The sequence below is a fragment of the Streptomyces sp. JNUCC 64 genome, assembly GCF_054484115.1.
Genome location: NZ_CM137015.1, coordinates 2,180,850 through 2,196,160 on the forward strand (window position 1 = coordinate 2,180,850; position 15,311 = coordinate 2,196,160).

General features: G+C 73.8%; 13 protein-coding genes. 7 read left to right on the forward strand and 6 right to left on the reverse strand.

Features of this window, described 5'->3' with window-relative positions; genetic code table 11:
• The first annotated feature begins 163 nt into the window (after positions 1–163).
• Complete coding sequence (locus ACVWNX_RS08515; RefSeq protein WP_454413274.1) at positions 164–865, forward strand: nitroreductase family protein; 702 nt, start codon at positions 164–166, stop codon at positions 863–865.
• A 266-nt stretch (positions 866–1,131) separates the two neighbouring features.
• On the opposite strand, the gene pruA is transcribed toward ACVWNX_RS08515, so the two are convergent.
• Both pruA and ACVWNX_RS08525 read right to left on the reverse strand, forming a co-directional pair.
• Positions 1,132–2,763, reverse strand: coding sequence for an L-glutamate gamma-semialdehyde dehydrogenase (gene pruA, locus ACVWNX_RS08520; RefSeq protein WP_454413275.1), 1,632 nt, complete (start codon positions 2,761–2,763; stop codon positions 1,132–1,134).
• A gap of 44 nt (positions 2,764–2,807) precedes the next feature.
• Positions 2,808–3,734, reverse strand: a complete 927-nt coding sequence (locus ACVWNX_RS08525) for a proline dehydrogenase family protein (protein ID WP_454413276.1) — start codon at positions 3,732–3,734, stop codon at positions 2,808–2,810.
• Positions 3,735–3,933: 199 nt separating this feature from the next.
• Here ACVWNX_RS08525 and ACVWNX_RS08530 point away from each other — a divergent pair, with 199 nt between their 5' ends.
• The 4 genes from ACVWNX_RS08530 to ACVWNX_RS08545 all read left to right on the forward strand — a co-directional run bounded on the left by ACVWNX_RS08530 (position 3,934) and on the right by ACVWNX_RS08545 (position 8,100).
• On the forward strand, positions 3,934–5,394 hold the full coding sequence (locus ACVWNX_RS08530; protein WP_454413277.1) for a PucR family transcriptional regulator: 1,461 nt from the start codon (positions 3,934–3,936) through the stop codon (positions 5,392–5,394).
• 437 nt (positions 5,395–5,831) lie between these two features.
• Entirely contained in the window at positions 5,832–6,446 is a 615-nt protein-coding gene (locus tag ACVWNX_RS08535; protein WP_454413278.1) for a hypothetical protein, read from the forward strand.
• Positions 6,434–7,012 carry a hypothetical protein gene (locus ACVWNX_RS08540; RefSeq protein ID WP_454413279.1) on the forward strand — a complete coding sequence of 193 codons (579 nt, stop codon included), beginning with the start codon at positions 6,434–6,436 and terminating at the stop codon, positions 7,010–7,012. The genes ACVWNX_RS08535 and ACVWNX_RS08540 overlap by 13 nt, the downstream gene beginning before the upstream one ends.
• Complete coding sequence (locus ACVWNX_RS08545; protein ID WP_454413280.1) at positions 6,991–8,100, forward strand: hypothetical protein; 1,110 nt, start codon at positions 6,991–6,993, stop codon at positions 8,098–8,100. Before ACVWNX_RS08540 ends, ACVWNX_RS08545 begins: the two co-directional genes overlap by 22 nt.
• Before the next feature lie 78 nt (positions 8,101–8,178).
• Here the strand turns inward: ACVWNX_RS08545 and ACVWNX_RS08550 are convergent, their stop codons facing one another.
• Positions 8,179–9,093: an NAD(P)-dependent oxidoreductase gene (locus ACVWNX_RS08550; protein ID WP_454413281.1), complete on the reverse strand. Its 915-nt coding sequence runs from the start codon at positions 9,091–9,093 to the stop codon at positions 8,179–8,181.
• A 63-nt stretch (positions 9,094–9,156) separates the two neighbouring features.
• On the opposite strand from ACVWNX_RS08550, the gene ACVWNX_RS08555 reads away from it, so the two are divergent.
• On the forward strand, positions 9,157–9,537 hold the full coding sequence (locus ACVWNX_RS08555; RefSeq protein WP_454413282.1) for a MerR family transcriptional regulator: 381 nt from the start codon (positions 9,157–9,159) through the stop codon (positions 9,535–9,537).
• Between the two features lie 101 nt (positions 9,538–9,638).
• Here ACVWNX_RS08555 and ACVWNX_RS08560 read toward each other — a convergent pair whose 3' ends face one another.
• The gene (locus ACVWNX_RS08560; protein WP_454413283.1) at positions 9,639–10,259 is read right to left on the reverse strand and encodes a TetR/AcrR family transcriptional regulator; all 621 of its coding nucleotides are present in this window, start codon (positions 10,257–10,259) and stop codon (positions 9,639–9,641) included.
• Positions 10,260–10,408: 149 nt separating this feature from the next.
• Here ACVWNX_RS08560 and ACVWNX_RS08565 point away from each other — a divergent pair, with 149 nt between their 5' ends.
• Complete coding sequence (locus tag ACVWNX_RS08565) at positions 10,409–12,139, forward strand: MFS transporter (RefSeq protein ID WP_454413284.1); 1,731 nt, start codon at positions 10,409–10,411, stop codon at positions 12,137–12,139.
• 78 nt (positions 12,140–12,217) lie between these two features.
• Here the strand turns inward: ACVWNX_RS08565 and serA are convergent, their stop codons facing one another.
• Both serA and ilvC read right to left on the reverse strand, forming a co-directional pair.
• On the reverse strand, positions 12,218–13,822 hold the full coding sequence (serA, locus tag ACVWNX_RS08570; protein ID WP_454413285.1) for a phosphoglycerate dehydrogenase: 1,605 nt from the start codon (positions 13,820–13,822) through the stop codon (positions 12,218–12,220).
• Between the two features lie 433 nt (positions 13,823–14,255).
• Positions 14,256–15,254, reverse strand: a complete 999-nt coding sequence (gene ilvC, locus ACVWNX_RS08575; RefSeq protein WP_454413286.1) for a ketol-acid reductoisomerase — start codon at positions 15,252–15,254, stop codon at positions 14,256–14,258.
• Positions 15,255–15,311: the final 57 nt, after the last annotated feature.

The window sequence follows — 15,311 nt, forward strand, 5'->3', positions numbered from 1 at the left end:
CGGGTCCCGGAACCGACGGCTCCCGGCCGTCACTCCGGCGGCGGCCCCGGAGGCGCCGCCCGGCGACAAGGGCACGCGGACGGGGGAACGCGCGGGTGACAGTCCGGGGCTATCGCCCCGCGCTGTCTCCCCGGGCCCCCTCCCCCACCGCCACACTCCCGGCATGACGCAGACCCCGCAGCGCTGGACCCCGACCCACGGCGAGCCCTACCGCCCCGAGCCGTACCGGCCCGAACGTCCCCCCGCCGAGGTCTCGGTGGCCCGGGCCGCCCGGCTACGGCGGCGGCTGGAGGAGCGGCGGACGGTCCGGATGTTCTCGTCCGACCCGGTGCCGCCCGAGGTGGTGCGGGACGCGGTGGCGTGCGCGCGCACCGCGCCGTCCGGGGCGCACCAGCAGCCCTGGACGTTCGTCCTGGTGCGCGACCAGGAGGTGCGGGCGCTGATCCGGCGGGAGGCGGAGCGGGAGGAACGGCTCTCCTACGACGGACGGCTGGGCGAGGAGTGGCTGGCGGCGTTGCGTCCGCTGGGCACCGACGAGGTGAAGCCGCACCTCACGGACGCGCCCGCGCTGATCGTCGTCTTCCAGCAGCGCTACTGGGTGGGGCCGGACGGCACCCGGCGCAAGCACTACTACGTGGACGAGTCGGTGGGGATCGCGGTGGGGATGCTGCTCACCGCGCTGCACCTGGCCGGGCTGGCCGCCCTGGTGCACACCCCGAGCCCGATGGGGTTCCTGCGGGAGGTGCTGGGACGCCCGGCGCACGAGAAGGCGTTCGCGGTGATCCCGGTGGGCTACCCGGCCGACGACTGCGTGGTCCCGTCGCTGGTGCGCAAGTCGCTGGACCAGGTGCTGGTGGAGGTCTGACCGTCACGGGACACGGCCCGGGACGGCGGGGCGGGCGGGCGGGCGGGCGGCTCCGGCCGGGGTCCGGCCGGAGCCGCCCCTCCCCCCGACCCGCCCGGAGATGGAGACCGCCCCGAACCCTGGCTTGGGGGACCGGGGAACGGGGCGGTGTCGTGGGGCCCGCGCGCGGGCCGGGGGCGGCCCTGCGCGCGGGCGGGGCGGTGGCCGGGCTGGGAAGGTGCCACCGCCGGGGAGGGCGGCCGGGTGAGGGCCGCCCTGGACCGGGATCAGCCCATGTGCGGGTAGGTGTAGTCGGTCGGTGCGACCAGGGTCTCCTTGATGGCCCGGGTCAGCGTCCAGCGCGAGAGGTTCTGCGGGGCGCCCGCCTTGTCGTTGGTGCCGGAGGCACGGCCGCCGCCGAAGGGCTGCTGGCCGACGACGGCGCCGGTCGACTTGTCGTTGATGTAGAAGTTGCCCGCGGCGTACCGCAGCTTCTCCATCGTGTGCGCGACGACGGCACGGTCACCGGCGATGACGGAACCGGTCAGCGCGTAGTCGGACACCGACTCCATCTGGTCGAGCATCGCGTCGTACTGGTCGTCCTCGTAGACGTGCACGGCGAGGAACGGACCGAAGTACTCGGTGGTGAAGACCTCGTCGGTCGGGTCGGAGCACTCGACGACGGTGGGGCGCACGAAGTAGCCCACGGAGTCGTCGTAGGTGCCGCCCGCAACGATCTCGCAGTTCGCGGCGGCCCGCGCGCGGTCGATGGCGGCCTTGTTCTTGGCGAACGCCCGCTCGTCGATGACGGCGCCGATGAAGTTCGACAGGTCGGTGACGTCACCCATGGCGAGCCCGTCGACCTCGGCCGCGAACTCCTCCTTGAACCCGTCGTTCCAGATCGAGGCGGGAACGTACGCGCGGGAGGTCGCGGAACACTTCTGGCCCTGGTACTCGAAGGCACCGCGGGTCAGGGCGGTCTTGAGGACGGCGCGGTCGGCGCTGGGGTGCGCGACGACGAAGTCCTTGCCGCCGGTCTCGCCGACGAGCCGCGGGTAGGTGCGGTACGAGGCGATGTTCTCGCCGACCGTCTTCCACAGGTACTGGAAGGTCGGGGTGGACCCGGTGAAGTGGATGCCCGCGAGGTCGCGGTGGCGCAGGGCGACCTCGGAGACGGCGATGCCGTCGCCGGTGACGAGGTTGATGACGCCCTTGGGCAGCCCCGCCTCCTCCAGCAGGCGCATCAGCAGCACGGCGGCGTGGGTCTGCGTCGGGGACGGCTTCCACACCACGACGTTGCCCATCAGCGCGGGCGCGGTCGGCAGGTTGCCCGCGATGGCCGTGAAGTTGAACGGCGTGATCGCGTAGACGAAGCCCTCCAGCGGGCGGTGGTCCAGACGGTTCCAGACGCCGGGGGAGTTCGCCGGGGGCTGCTCGGCGAGCAGGTCACGGGCGTACTTGACGTTGAAGCGCCAGAAGTCGACCAGTTCGCAGGGGGTGTCGATCTCGGCCTGCTGGGCGGTCTTGGACTGGCCGAGCATGGTGGAGGCGGCCAGCGTCTCGCGCCACGGTCCGGCGAGCAGGTCGGCGGCGCGCAGGATGATCGCGGCGCGGTCGTCGAAGGACATCGCGCGCCACGCGGGGGCGGCGGCCAGGGCCGCGTCGACGGCGTCCCGGGCGTCCTGCTGGGTGGCGTTGCGGTAGGTGCCGAGCACCGCGCGGTGGTTGTGGGGCTGCACGACCTGGAAGGCGTCGCCGCCGCCCATCCGGCGCTCGCCGCCGATCGTCATGGGGAGGTCGATCGGGTTCTCGGCCAGCTCCTTGAGCTTGCCCTCCAGCCGGGCGCGCTCCGGGGAGCCGGGCGCGTAGCCGTGGACCGGCTCGTTGACCGGTGCGGGGACCTGGGTCACAGCGTCCATGGTTTCCGTGTCTCCTAAGTGGGTCGGGAGGGGTCGGGGAGCGCTCAGCCCTTGGTGAGGATGGAGCGGGCGAAGAAGAGCAGGTTGGCGGGCTTCTCCGCGAGACGGCGCATGAAGTAGCCGTACCAGTCGGTCCCGTACGCGGTGTAGACGCGCATCCGGTGGCCCTCGGCGGCGAGGCGCACGTGCTCCTCGCCGCGGATGCCGTACAGCATCTGGAACTCGTACTCGTCCAGCTTGCGTCCGGCGCGGTGGGCGAGGTCCTGGGCGATGGCGACCAGACGCGGGTCGTGGGACCCGATCATCGGGTAGCCCTCGCCCTCCATCAGCACCCGCAGGATCCGGACGAACGCCTTGTCGATCTCGGCCTTGTCCTGGTACGCGACGGAGGCGGGCTCCTTGTAGGCGCCCTTCACGATCCGCACCCGGGAGCCCTCGGCGGCGAGGCGGCGGGCGTCCTCCTCGGTGCGGAACAGGTACGCCTGGATGACGCAGCCGGTCTTCGGGAAGTCCCGGCGCAGTTCGCCGTGGATGGCGAACATCGAGTCGAGGGTGGTGTGGTCCTCGGCGTCGAGGGTGACGGTGGTGCCGATCGCGTCGGCGGCCTCCACGACGGGCCGCACGTTGGCGAGCGCCAGCTCGTGGCCGCCCTCCAGGGCCTGGCCGAACATGGACAGCTTCACCGACATCTCGGCGCGCTCGCCGAGCCCCAGCTCCTCGAGGCGGCCGATCAGCTCCAGGTAGGCGTCCCGGGCGGCGTACGACTGCTCGACGGTGGTGATGTCCTCGCCGACGACGTCGAGGGTGACCTCCAGGCCCCGCTCGGCGGCCTCCCGCACGATCGGGATCACCTGGTCGACGGTCTCACCGGCGATGAACCGGGCGACGACCTGCTTGGTGCCCGGAGCCGCCGACACGAATCGGCGCATCCTGTCGCTGCGCGACGCGGCGAGAATCACGGGACCCAGCACGGGCCACCTCCACGGAGAGAACGGACAGGCCGTGGGCCCGGGGGTCAGCACGGGGCGGACGGTCCGGGTACGGCGAGGAGAACCACCGTGAAACCTAGGGATCGCTCCGATCGTCGGCCATCTACAGCTGTCACGCATCCGCGACCGGATTCTCAGACATCTGTATGAGGAACCGGCGCGGGTGCCGGAGAATGGACCCGTGAAGGGCGACTACCAGGACCTCGTCGACGAGGTATCGGCGCTGCTCGGGGCCCCGGCGACGCTGGAGAACCGGGACTTCCGGCTGATCGCGTTCGGCGCCCACGACAGCGACGACGACCGGGCGATGGACCCGGTCCGCACCCGTTCGATCCTCACCCGGGGCTCCACGGCCGCGGTCCGCGCCTGGTTCGAGGGGTTCGGCATCACCCGGGCCACCGGTCCGGTGCGCATCCCGGCGGCCCCCGAGGCGGGCGTGAACCGGGGCCGGATCTGTCTGCCGGTGCGCCATCGGAGTGTCGTCCTCGGCTACGTCTGGCTGCTGGACGACGACCCGGGCCCGACCGAGGAGCGGCTGGCCGCCGCGATGGAGGTCACCGAGCGGATCGGGGTGCTGCTGGCCGACGAGGAGCGGGCGGGCGCCGATCTGGCGCGGGAGCTGCGGGCGGTGCTGACGGCGGAGCGCGGCTGGCAGCGGGACATGGCGGTGGCCGCGCTGCGCACCGCCCTCGGGACCCGTGCCCAGGGCCCGCACGCGGTGGTCTGCGTGGCCCCCTGGGCCGGTCCTGGCGGCACCGTCCCGCCACTGCCCTCGGCCCGCGCCCTGCCCGCCGTGACGGCGCTGTGCGCGGTGCCCTGGGGCCCGTCCGCGCAGGCCCTCGGCGTCCTGGTGCGGCTACGGGCCGCCGACGTGCCGGACCCGGCACTGACCGTCGCGGACCGGCTGCGCACCACGGCGGAGACGAACGCGCGCCCCGGCACGACCGGCCACCCGGACGGCCGGACGGACGGCCGCGCAGCCGGGCACACGACCGGTCGGCCGGACGGCAGCACAGCGGGACGGACCGACGGACGCACGACCGGGCCCACGGGCGCACGCGCCGACGGACGGACGACCGGGCCCACGGGCGCACGCGCCGACGGACGCACGGGTGGACGCGCCGACGGACGCACGGGCGCACGGACCGACGGGCACACGACCGGGCAGGCGGACGGCACCGGACAGGTCGACGGCGCCGGGCGGACCGGGGAGAGTCCGGGGCCGCCCACCGCCGGGGTCGGCGCCGCCCGCCGGGACCTCGCCGAGCTGCCGGACGCCTGGCGGGAAGCCGCCGCGGCGGCCCGCGCGGCCCGCGCGGAGCCCCGGTTCGCCCCGGTGGCGCAGTGGTCCGGCATCGGCCCGTACCGGCTGCTGACCGCGCTGCCCCCGCCGGGGGACGGCGCCCCGCGCGACCCGGTCGTCCGTGAGCTGCTCGCACCCGCGCACCGCGAGCTGGCGCGCACCGCGGAGGTGTACCTGGACCGGGCGGGCCAGGCCGCCCGCACCGCCGCCGAACTGGGCGTCCACCGCCAGACCCTGTACTACCGGCTGTCCCGCATCGAACAGCTCACCGGCCTGGACCTGGACGACGGCGAGGACCGGCTGCTGCTCCACATGGCCCTGAAGGCGGCCCGGCTCTAGGCCGTCTCTTACGGCCTGGAGCCGGACCGACGGCGCTCTCCGGCGGGCGCGCCCACCCGGGCCCACCACGCCCGCCCCACCCGTCCGCCCGTCCGGCCCCGCTCGCCCTCCCTCCGGACCGACCCCGTCCGGATGTGTGCCACTCATGGCGGAATCCACCCCTCCAGGGACGAGTACGCGCCAACATCACTTTTTCGAGCCCACCCCCCTTCACCAGTCGACTCCCCCGCACACCAAGGGATCTGGCCGGAACTCCACGACCGACCTGTCCGGTTCCTCCCCAGGCATGCCCTGGCGATATCCGGCTCCTGGGGCCGAAAAGGTCTTGGCCCGGTGATCCCGGGAGATCAGAGTGACGGCCGGGGCGCGCCAGCGGCCCCACGAACGAGCGCCGGTCACCGTCCGGCGCCACCGCTCCGAACCCACGGGGGGACCGTATGACCACGACCGCACGCCCGAGACTGCGCTCCATCGCCCTGTCCGCCGCCGCCCTCGCCACCGGACTGACCCTGACCGTCAGCGGGGTGGCCGTCGCCTCCGCCCCGCTCCCGGCCGACGCCGAGGGGACGGACACCACGGAGGTCGTCGACGTCACCACGCCCGACCAGGAGCTGCCGACCGGCGACGCGATCAACGGCGCGGAGGACCTGGTGGAGGACCCGGCCGTCCCCGGTACCGCGGGCGCCCTCGCCGCGGCGGCCCCACGGCTGCCGTATCTGTGCCGGGCCTCGGTGGACTACCCGCACAACTCGCACACCACCCCCGGCACCATCAACGTCCACTTCGACACCAAGTGCGGCCAGGTGGCCCCCAATCTGAGCACCGAGGGCTCGCTGTCCCGGTCCCGCTGGTACGGCTGGGAGCACCTGACCACCGGCAAGGGCCGCAAGTCCCACACCCGCAGTCTGCGCGTGGTGGCCCCCAAGGGCTGCAAGAAGGACACCTGGTACCGCTACAAGGGCCAGGCCCGCTTCTACGTGTCGGGACCGCAGGGCAACGGCTCGGCGCACGTCTACAACCAGAACGACAGCGAGATCAAGTGCACCGGCTGACCCACCGGTTCACCAGCGGGGCGGCGGCGGTCTGCGCCGTCGCCCTGCTGGGCTCCTGCGGGCAACCGCCGGACGGAACGTCCGACGCCCGGAAGCCCTCTCCCGCGAAGTCCGCCACCGCCACCACTCAGGCCCCGCCGTCCGCACGGGGCACCGACGGCTCCGTGCTGCGCCTGGTGGCGGGACGATGGAGCGAGGGACGGGGCGAGACTCCGCCCCGGCGGCTCACCTGGGAGCGCCCCGACCCGGCGGGCGACCGACGGCCCGTCAAGGTCACGGTCACGGCCGCCGCGCCGCCCTCGTACGCCTCGTTCATGGCGCACAGCCGGATCGACGGCTCCGGCATCCCGGACGAGGACACCCGGCGGCAGAAGGTGCTGGCCTGCGGGGTCGGCATCGAGTCCCCGGGCTGCCGGATCACGGACCACCGGAACGGCACCCACACCATCGAGGTCCTGGGCGCGCCCCCGGCCGGGCACCCGTACCGCGTCCTGTACGTACAGTGGGCACCCCACCGTCCCGGCGCCGAGGAGACCTGGGCCTCATGGCAGCTTCCCACCGGCTAGACGCGGCCCCCTCGGGACTCGCCGCGCGGGCGCTGTCCCGGCTCGCGGCGACCGCCGCCGAGGACACCCCGGTGGACGCGGTGATCGAGATCGAGGAGGCCGCCCGCGCGAACGCCCCGGACCTCGGCGGCCGGTTCGGCGACCTCACCGGCACCGGCACCGGGGACGGGGACGGGGACGGGGACGGGGACGGGGACGGGGACGGGGACGGGGACGAACGACAGGACGGCCCGGACCGGCGGCCGGGGCGGCGACGGACCTTCCGGCTCCCCGGGGTCTCCCCGCTCCGGCTGCGCGAGGACGACCCCGGTGAGCCGTGGGCCGCGCTGCTCGACCCGGCCCGGCTGCTGCGGGGCGTCGGCGCGGTCACCGGGGCGCGCGCCGTCGACGGGTGCGTCGAACTCACCGTCACCCCGCACCCGTGGTTCGCGGACCCCGCCGACCCCTGGCTGCCGCCGGGCGCGCGCTCCCTGACCGTGCGGGTCGACCCGGCCACCGGTTTCCTGCGGTCCGCCGTCCTCCACGACGGGCAGGGGGTCCTGACGGCCGCGCGGGCCGTGACGCTGGACGTCCGCGACGCGCCCCCGTCCGGCCCGGCGGGCACCGTCCTGGCCCGGATGGCCCGCACCCTGCTGGAGCCGGTCCGGCTGACGGCCGAGGTCCGCGTCGAAGCCGATCCGCACCGGGACCGGTCCCACGTCCCCGGCTCACCGGACCGCTCGTGGACGGTCACCACCGGCACCGGCACCGGGACGGCGATGACGGGTGACTACGCGCCCGACCGCACCGCTCCGGCGGCGGCCCGGCTGGCCGAACTCCTCTCCCCCGCACGGATCGTGGCCCATCTGGCGCGCGTCACGGCCACCGCGCCGGACTCCGTCGAGGCCACCGTCCGCCCGCTGCGCGCCTTCCCGTTCAGCGCCTGGGCCCCGGACGAGTCCCTGACCTGCCGCTTCACCGTGGACCCGGCGACGGGCGTCCTGGTGCGGGCCGAGGCCACGACGGACGGCGGACGGGTGCTCTTCCGGCACGTGGTCACCGCGCTGCGCCGGGATGACTCCGACACCGTTACGCCCAAGGACAGTTGACGCCCCGCCATACGCCCCCGCGCCACGGGCCCGCAGTCCCGACCGCCCCGACCGCCCCGACCGCCCCGACCGCCCCGACTAGCGGACGTCCGGGGCGGGCACGCGGAGGACCTCGAAGAGGGAGAGGTAGTTCTCCCGGCCGTGGCCCTCGGCGACCCCGCGCGCCGCGACCGCCCGCAGCGACTCCGGCTGGCCGGTGTCGACGCCCCGCTCGGCGCTGGTGGCCGCGATGTGGTCGAGCGCGTTGAGGTTCATCTCCAGGGTCCCGAGGTCCCCGGGGTACTCGCCCCGGTCGAGTTGGGGCGCCATGGCGAGGAAGCCCTCGGGGGCCAGCACCGTGGGCGCGAACCAGCCGAAGGCGAGTTCCGCGAACTCGGTCGCCGGGACCCCCGCCGAACCGACCAGCGCGCTGGCGTGCAGCCAGCCGTTCATGGTGGTGTACATCATCTCCAGCAGGGCCGTGTTGTACAGCACCGCGAGCCCGGGGTCGGCGCCCAGGTAGCGGGGGTCGCCGAGGGCGTCGAGAACGGGCCGGTGCCGGTCGAAGACCTCACGGGAACCGCTGTACAGCAGTACGGAACCGGGTCCGCCGATCAGCGTCGGGGGCACCATGACCGCCCCGTCGAGGTAGTCGAGGCCCCGCCCGGCGGCCCAGGCCGCCGCCTCGACGGCCTCCTTGGGGGTCCCGGAGTTGAGGTTGACGAGGGTCCGGCCGCGCGGGACGCCGTCCGCGTCGCCGAGGATCTCGTACTGGGTGGCGTAGTCCTTGAGGCACATCAGGGTGACGGGGCTCGCGGCCAGCGCGGCGACGGCGCTCTCCGCCCGCCGCGCGCCCTTCGCCACCAGGGCGTCGGCCTTGCCCGGGGTGCGGTTCCAGACCGTCAGCGGACGGCCCGCGTCGAGCAGGGCGTGGGCGAGGGCGAGCCCCATCGGGCCCAGACCGAGGAGGGATACGGGAAGTCCGGACGCGGAAATCGTGTTCTGTGTCGTCATGGACCGCACGCTAGGGTCTGACATCGGTGTGAGGGTCAAGCGGAACCGAGGGGGCTCGTCACCATGCGCATCGGCGCCTTGTCCAAGCGGACCGGGGTCAGTCAGCGACTGCTGCGGTACTACGAGGAACAGGGGTTGCTGACACCCCGGCGGCTGCCCAGCGGGTACCGCGAGTACGACGAGACCGACGTGCGCACCGTGCGGGGCATCCGGACCATGCTGGCGGCCGGGCTCAGCACCCGGACGATCCTGGACCTGCTGCCCTGCACCGTGGACGAGGGACAGGGACCGGTGCCCGTCTGCTCGGGCTGGCTGCCCGGACTGCTGAGGGAACGGGAGCGGCTCGACGCCTCGATCGAGGACCTGATGGCCGCCCGCACCGCCCTGGACCGCATCATCGCGGGCACCCCGCACCCGGAGGCGTCCACCACCACGACGGGCTGACGTCCCGTCGGCCCCGGCGGGACGCCCCACGCCCCGGGCGACGTCCGGCCCGGCTGCCCCGCCCGCCCGGGCCGGCACCAGGACCGACCAGCCCGGCGGGATCAGGAGCCGGGCCCGTCCCCGGTCTCCGCACCGGCCCGGTCGTCCCGGGCCGCGGCCATCACCCGCCGTAGCCCGTCGGTGAGTTCGGCGGCGGTGGGCGTGGTGCCCGGGTCGAAGAACCACTGCACCATCAGCCCCTGGAGCAGCGTCGAGTAGAAGCCGCCCGCCGTCACGGAGAGCGGATCGGCGGGGTCGGGCTCGGGGCCGCCGAGGAACATCGCGACGAGTCCCCCGCGCGCCGCGCCGCTCGCCCGGACGAGGTGCTCGCGGACCCCGGGGAGCCGGTCGGAGTGGAGGGTCACCTCCAGCCCGAGCCGCCAGATCGACGGGTTCTCGGTGAAGGTGCGCAGCACGTTCTCCCAGGACCGCTCGAAGCGCGCGAGCGAACCGGCGGCGGTGGCGTCGTCCCCCTCCCCCGCCTCGTCGAACGCGAGGCTGACGTCCTCGATCAGCTCCACGTACGCCTGGGCCAGGAGCGCGTCCTTGGAGCCGTAGTGGTAGCCGATGGACGCCAGGTTCGTCCCCGACTCCCGGACGACGTCCCGGGCCGTGGTGCCGAGGAATCCCTTCGCCAGCAGACAGCGCTTGGCGCCCTCCAGCAGTTCTTCGCGGTGTCCCATGACGCGCAGCGTACCGGTGCCGCACGGCCGTTCCCCGGCCCGCTCCCCCGCTGGTCACCACGGTCGCGACCGTGATCGGGCGGCCTCTCCGGCAGCCGATCTATACGCTCGTCATAGACAAACGTTTAATACGCTCGTACAGTCCCCGCATGACGATTCCCGCGCCGCCCGGCGCCCCGGGCTCCGGTCCGCCCCCGCCCCGGGCGGGACGCCGTGAGTGGACCGCCCTGGCGGTTCTGATGCTTCCGCTGCTGCTGGTCTCCATGGACGTGTCGGTGCTCTACTTCGCCGTTCCGGCGATCAGCGCCGACCTCGCTCCGAGCGGCACCCAACTCCTGTGGATCTTCGACGTCTACGCCTTCGTCCTGGCGGGACTGCTGATGACGATGGGCGCGGTCGGCGACCGTGTCGGCCGCCGACGGCTGCTGCTGATCGGCGCGGTGGCGTTCGGCGCGGCCTCGCTGTGCGCGGCCTACGCGGGCGACGCGCGGACGCTGATCGCCGCCCGGGCGCTCCTGGGCGTCGGCGGGGCCGCCCTGATGCCCTCGACGATGGCCCTGGTGCGGACCCTGTTCCGGGACCCCGGCCAGCGCGCCCGGGCCATCGGCGTCTGGTCGGCCGTGATGACCGGCGGGGTCGCCCTCGGCTCGGTGCTGAGCGGGGTGCTGGTCCAACACTTCTGGTGGGGCTCGGTCTTCCTGGTCAACCTGCCCGCCATGGCCCTGCTGCTGGTGCTGGCGCCCCTGCTGATCCCCGAGTCGAAGGACCCCGCCCCCGGCCGCTTCGACCCGCTGAGCGTGCCGCTGTCGATGGCGGCGGTGCTCCCGCTGGTCTACGGGCTGAAGGAGATCCCCTCGGAGGGCTTCACCGCCCCGGCCTCCCTCTCCCTGCTCGCCGGGGCGGTGTGCGCGGCGCTCTTCGTCGTCCGGCAGCGCACGGCCGCCGCGCCGCTGGTCCCGCCCGCCCTGTTCCGGGGCGGGGGCTTCGGCCCGGCGGTCTGCCTCAACTCGCTCGCCATGTTCGCGATGATGGGCTCCGCCTACTTCACCACCCAGTACCTCCAGTCCGTCCTCGGCAAGAGCGCCGTGGAGGCCGCGCTGTGGTCCCTGCTGCCCTCGGCGCTGATCGGGTTCGCGGCGCCCGCGACCACCGCGCTGGTAGGGCGCGGCACCCCGCGCGGACACGTGGTCACCGGCGGCTTCCTGCTGGCGGCGGGCGGTTTCGGACTGCTGGCCACGGCGGACACGGACGCGTTGTGGCTGGTGCTGGCCGGGTCCGGGGTGCTGGCCTGCGGGGTCGTCACGGTGATGGCGCAGATGACGGACGCGGCCCTGGGCGCCGCCCCGCCGGAGCGCGCGGGCACCGCGTCCTCGCTGCTGGAGACGGGCCAGGAGTTCGGCGGGGCGCTCGGGATGGCCCTCCTCGGCTCCCTCGGCACCGCCGTCTTCCGGGACCGGATGGACGATCCCGGAGGGCCCGTCCCGGCCGGGCTGCCGGAGGCGGCCCGGGAGACGCTGGGCGGGGCCCTCGCCGTGGCCGGGGAGCTGCCCGGCGCCACCGGCGGCGCGCTGACGGCACTGGCCCGTGGGGCGTTCACGGACGGGATGCGCGCGGCGGCCCTCGGCGGGACGGCGGTACTGCTGCTGGCGGCGGTCTGCGCGCTGACCGTACTGCGTCGGGTGCCCCCGGCCGGACCGACGGCACCAACAACCCCGGACGCGCCGACGGCGGCCCCGGCACCGACGACACCGGAAGCACCGGAAGCACCGGAAGCACCAGGGACGCTGGGGACGCCGGGATCACCAGAAGCACCGGGGACCCCCACGGCCGACCGCACCGGCCGGACGCGCCGACGGGCGGGTGCCGGTCGATCCGGATGAGGGATCGACCGGCACCCGCCCGTCGGGAAGGCGCGCCCCCGCCGTCCCGGCGCACACCGGGGCGGGCGGGAGGGTGACTCAGTGGGTGAGGTCGACCGCGCGGGCCGAGGCCGCGCCGATCTCCTCGCCCAGCTCCGCCAGGACCGAGGCGGGGACGGTGTCGTCGACGGTGAGGACCGCGAGGGCCTCGCCACCGGCGGCGGCGCGGGAGACCTGCATGCCCGCGATGTTGACGCCCGCCTCGCCGAGGACCCGGCCGACGGTGCCGACGACACCGGGACGGTCCGCGTAGCGCAGGACGACCATGTGGTCGGCGAGGGCGAGGTCGATGTCGTGCTCGCCGATCGCCACGATCTTCTGGTGGTGCTTCGGCCCGGCCAGGGTGCCCGAGACGGAGACCTCCTGGCCGTCGCCGAGGGTGCCGCGCACGGTGACGACGTTGCGGTGGTCGGGCGACTCGCTGGAGGTGGTCAGCCGCACCTCGACACCGCGCTCCTGGGCGAACAGCGGGGCGTTGACGTAGGAGACCGTCTCGTCCACGACATCCTCGAACACGCCCTTGAGCGCGCTCAGTTCGAGCACCTTCACATCGTGCTGGGTGATCTCGCCGTAGACCTCGACGTCCAGACGGACGGCGACCTCACCGGCGAGCGCGGTGAAGATCCGGCCCAGCCGCTCGGCCAGCGGCAGCCCCGGCTTGACGTCCTGGGCGATGACGCCGCCCTGGACGTTCACCGCGTCCGGCACCAGTTCACCGGCGAGCGCGAGGCGCACCGAGCGGGCGACGGCGATGCCGGCCTTCTCCTGCGCCTCGTCGGTGGAGGCGCCGAGGTGCGGGGTGGCCACGACCTGGTCGAACTGGAACAGCGGGGAGTCGGTGCACGGCTCCTTCGCGTAGACGTCCAGCCCGGCGCCCGCGACGCGGCCCTCCTTCAGCGCCGAGTACAGCGCCTCCTCGTCCACGATGCCGCCACGGGCGGCGTTGACGATCCGGACGGTGGGCTTGACCTTGTGCAGCGCCTCGTCGCCGATGAGCCCCAGCGTCTCGGGCGTCTTCGGCAGGTGGACGGTGATGAAGTCCGAGACCTCCAGCAGCTCGTCCAGCGAGAGGACCTTGACGCCCATCTGCGCGGCGCGGGCGGGCTGCACGTACGGGTCGTAGGCGACGACCTTCATCCCGAACGCGGACATCCGCTGGGCGACGAGCGCGCCGATCCGGCCGAGGCCCACCACGCCCAGGGTCTTCTCGGCCAGCTCGACACCGGTGTACTTGGACCGCTTCCACTCGCCGTTCTTCAGGGCGGCGTTGGCCTGCGGGATGTTGCGCGCGGTGGCGACCAGCAGACCGCAGGCCAGTTCGGCGGCGGTGACGATGTTGGAGGTGGGGGCGTTGACGACCATCACGCCGGCCTTGGTGGCGGCGGAGACGTCCACGTTGTCGAGACCGACGCCCGCGCGGGCGACGACCTTCAGGTTGCGGGCGGCGGCGATGGCCTCGGCGTCCACCTTGGTGGCCGAGCGGACCAGGATGGCGTCGACGTCCGCGATGGCGGGCAGCAGCTCGGCGCGGTCGGCGCCGTTGCAGTGCCGGATCTCGAAGTCGGGTCCGAGCGCGTCGACAGTCGCGGGCGACAGCTCTTCAGCGATGAGTACGACCGGTTTGCCGTTGGCAGCAGTGCTCACGTGAGTCCTCACAAGTCCATTGCGGACGGCCGTCCCGACGGCCGCAGGCGGTGGAGGTTGGCTTGCCGCGTGGAAGACGCACGACGCTGTGGGCCTGACGCGTATGTGCTGTGCAGTGTAGTGGCGGAACGGGGGACGTTTTCCGCCTCACCGGAAGGATCACCCTTCCGTGGCTGGCCGGACTGGACAAACGTCCCGGCACCCGTGCTCCGGCCGTCGTCCGGGGAGTGGACGCCCGGGAACGCCGGGAGGGGCCGGATCGTGTGATCCGGCCCCTCCTCCGGCCCCGGAAGCGGGTCCGGGCGGTCCGGCCGCGCCCCGGGCCGGTGCCGACGGGCGGCACCGGCGCACGGTCGCACGGCCGCGCACGGGAGCGGTCCCGGGGCGCGCGGCCCCGGGCACCCGCGCACGGACGGGCGCGCGGCGAAGGGGCTTACGCCTCCTCGTCCACCCAGCTCATGAGCTTGCGCAGCTCCTTGCCGGTGGTCTCCAGCAGGTGGCTCTCGTCGGCCTTCTTGTACTCGTTGTACTTGGGCAGACCGGCCTCGTACTCCTTCATCCAGTTGTTGGCGAAGGTGCCGTCCTGGATCTCGCCCAGGACCTTCTTCATCTCGACCTTGGTGGCGTCCGTGATGACCCGCGGGCCGGTCACGTAGTCGCCCCACTCGGCGGTCTCGGAGATCGACCAGCGCATCTTCTCCAGGCCGCCCTCGTACATGAGGTCGACGATGAGCTTCAGCTCGTGCAGGCACTCGAAGTAGGCGATCTCCGGCTGGTAACCGGCCTCGACCAGGGTCTCGAAACCGGCCTTGACCAGGGCGGAGGCGCCACCACAGAGAACGGCCTGCTCGCCGAAGAGGTCGGTCTCGGTCTCCTCGGTGAAGGTCGTCTTGATGACGCCCGCGCGGGTGCCGCCGATGGCCTTGGCGTAGGACAGGGCGAGCGCGAAGGCGTTGCCGGAGGCGTCCTGCTCGACGGCGGCGATGCAGGGCACGCCGCGCCCCTCCTCGTACTGGCGGCGCACGAGGTGGCCCGGGCCCTTGGGGGCGACCATGCAGACGTCGACGCCGGCCGGGGGCTTGATGAAGCCGAAGCGGATGTTGAAGCCGTGCCCGAAGAACAGCGCGTCGCCGTCCTTCAGGTGCTCCTTGATGGACTCCTCGTAGACCTTGCCCTGGATCGGGTCCGGCACGAGGATCATGATGACGTCGGCCTCGGCGGCCGCCTCGGCGGGCGTGACCACGCGCAGGCCCTGCTCCTCGGCCTTGGCCTTGGACTTCGAGCCCTCGTGCAGGCCGACGCGGACGTCGACACCGGAGTCCCGCAGGGACAGCGCGTGGGCGTGGCCCTGGCTGCCGTAACCGATGACGGCGACCTTGCGGCCCTGGATGATGGACAGGTCGGCGTCGGCGTCGTAGAACAGCTCGGCCACTGGGTTTCTCCTTGGTTTCTGCCGGTGTCGCGGCGGGTTGTGCGTCCCACCGTACGG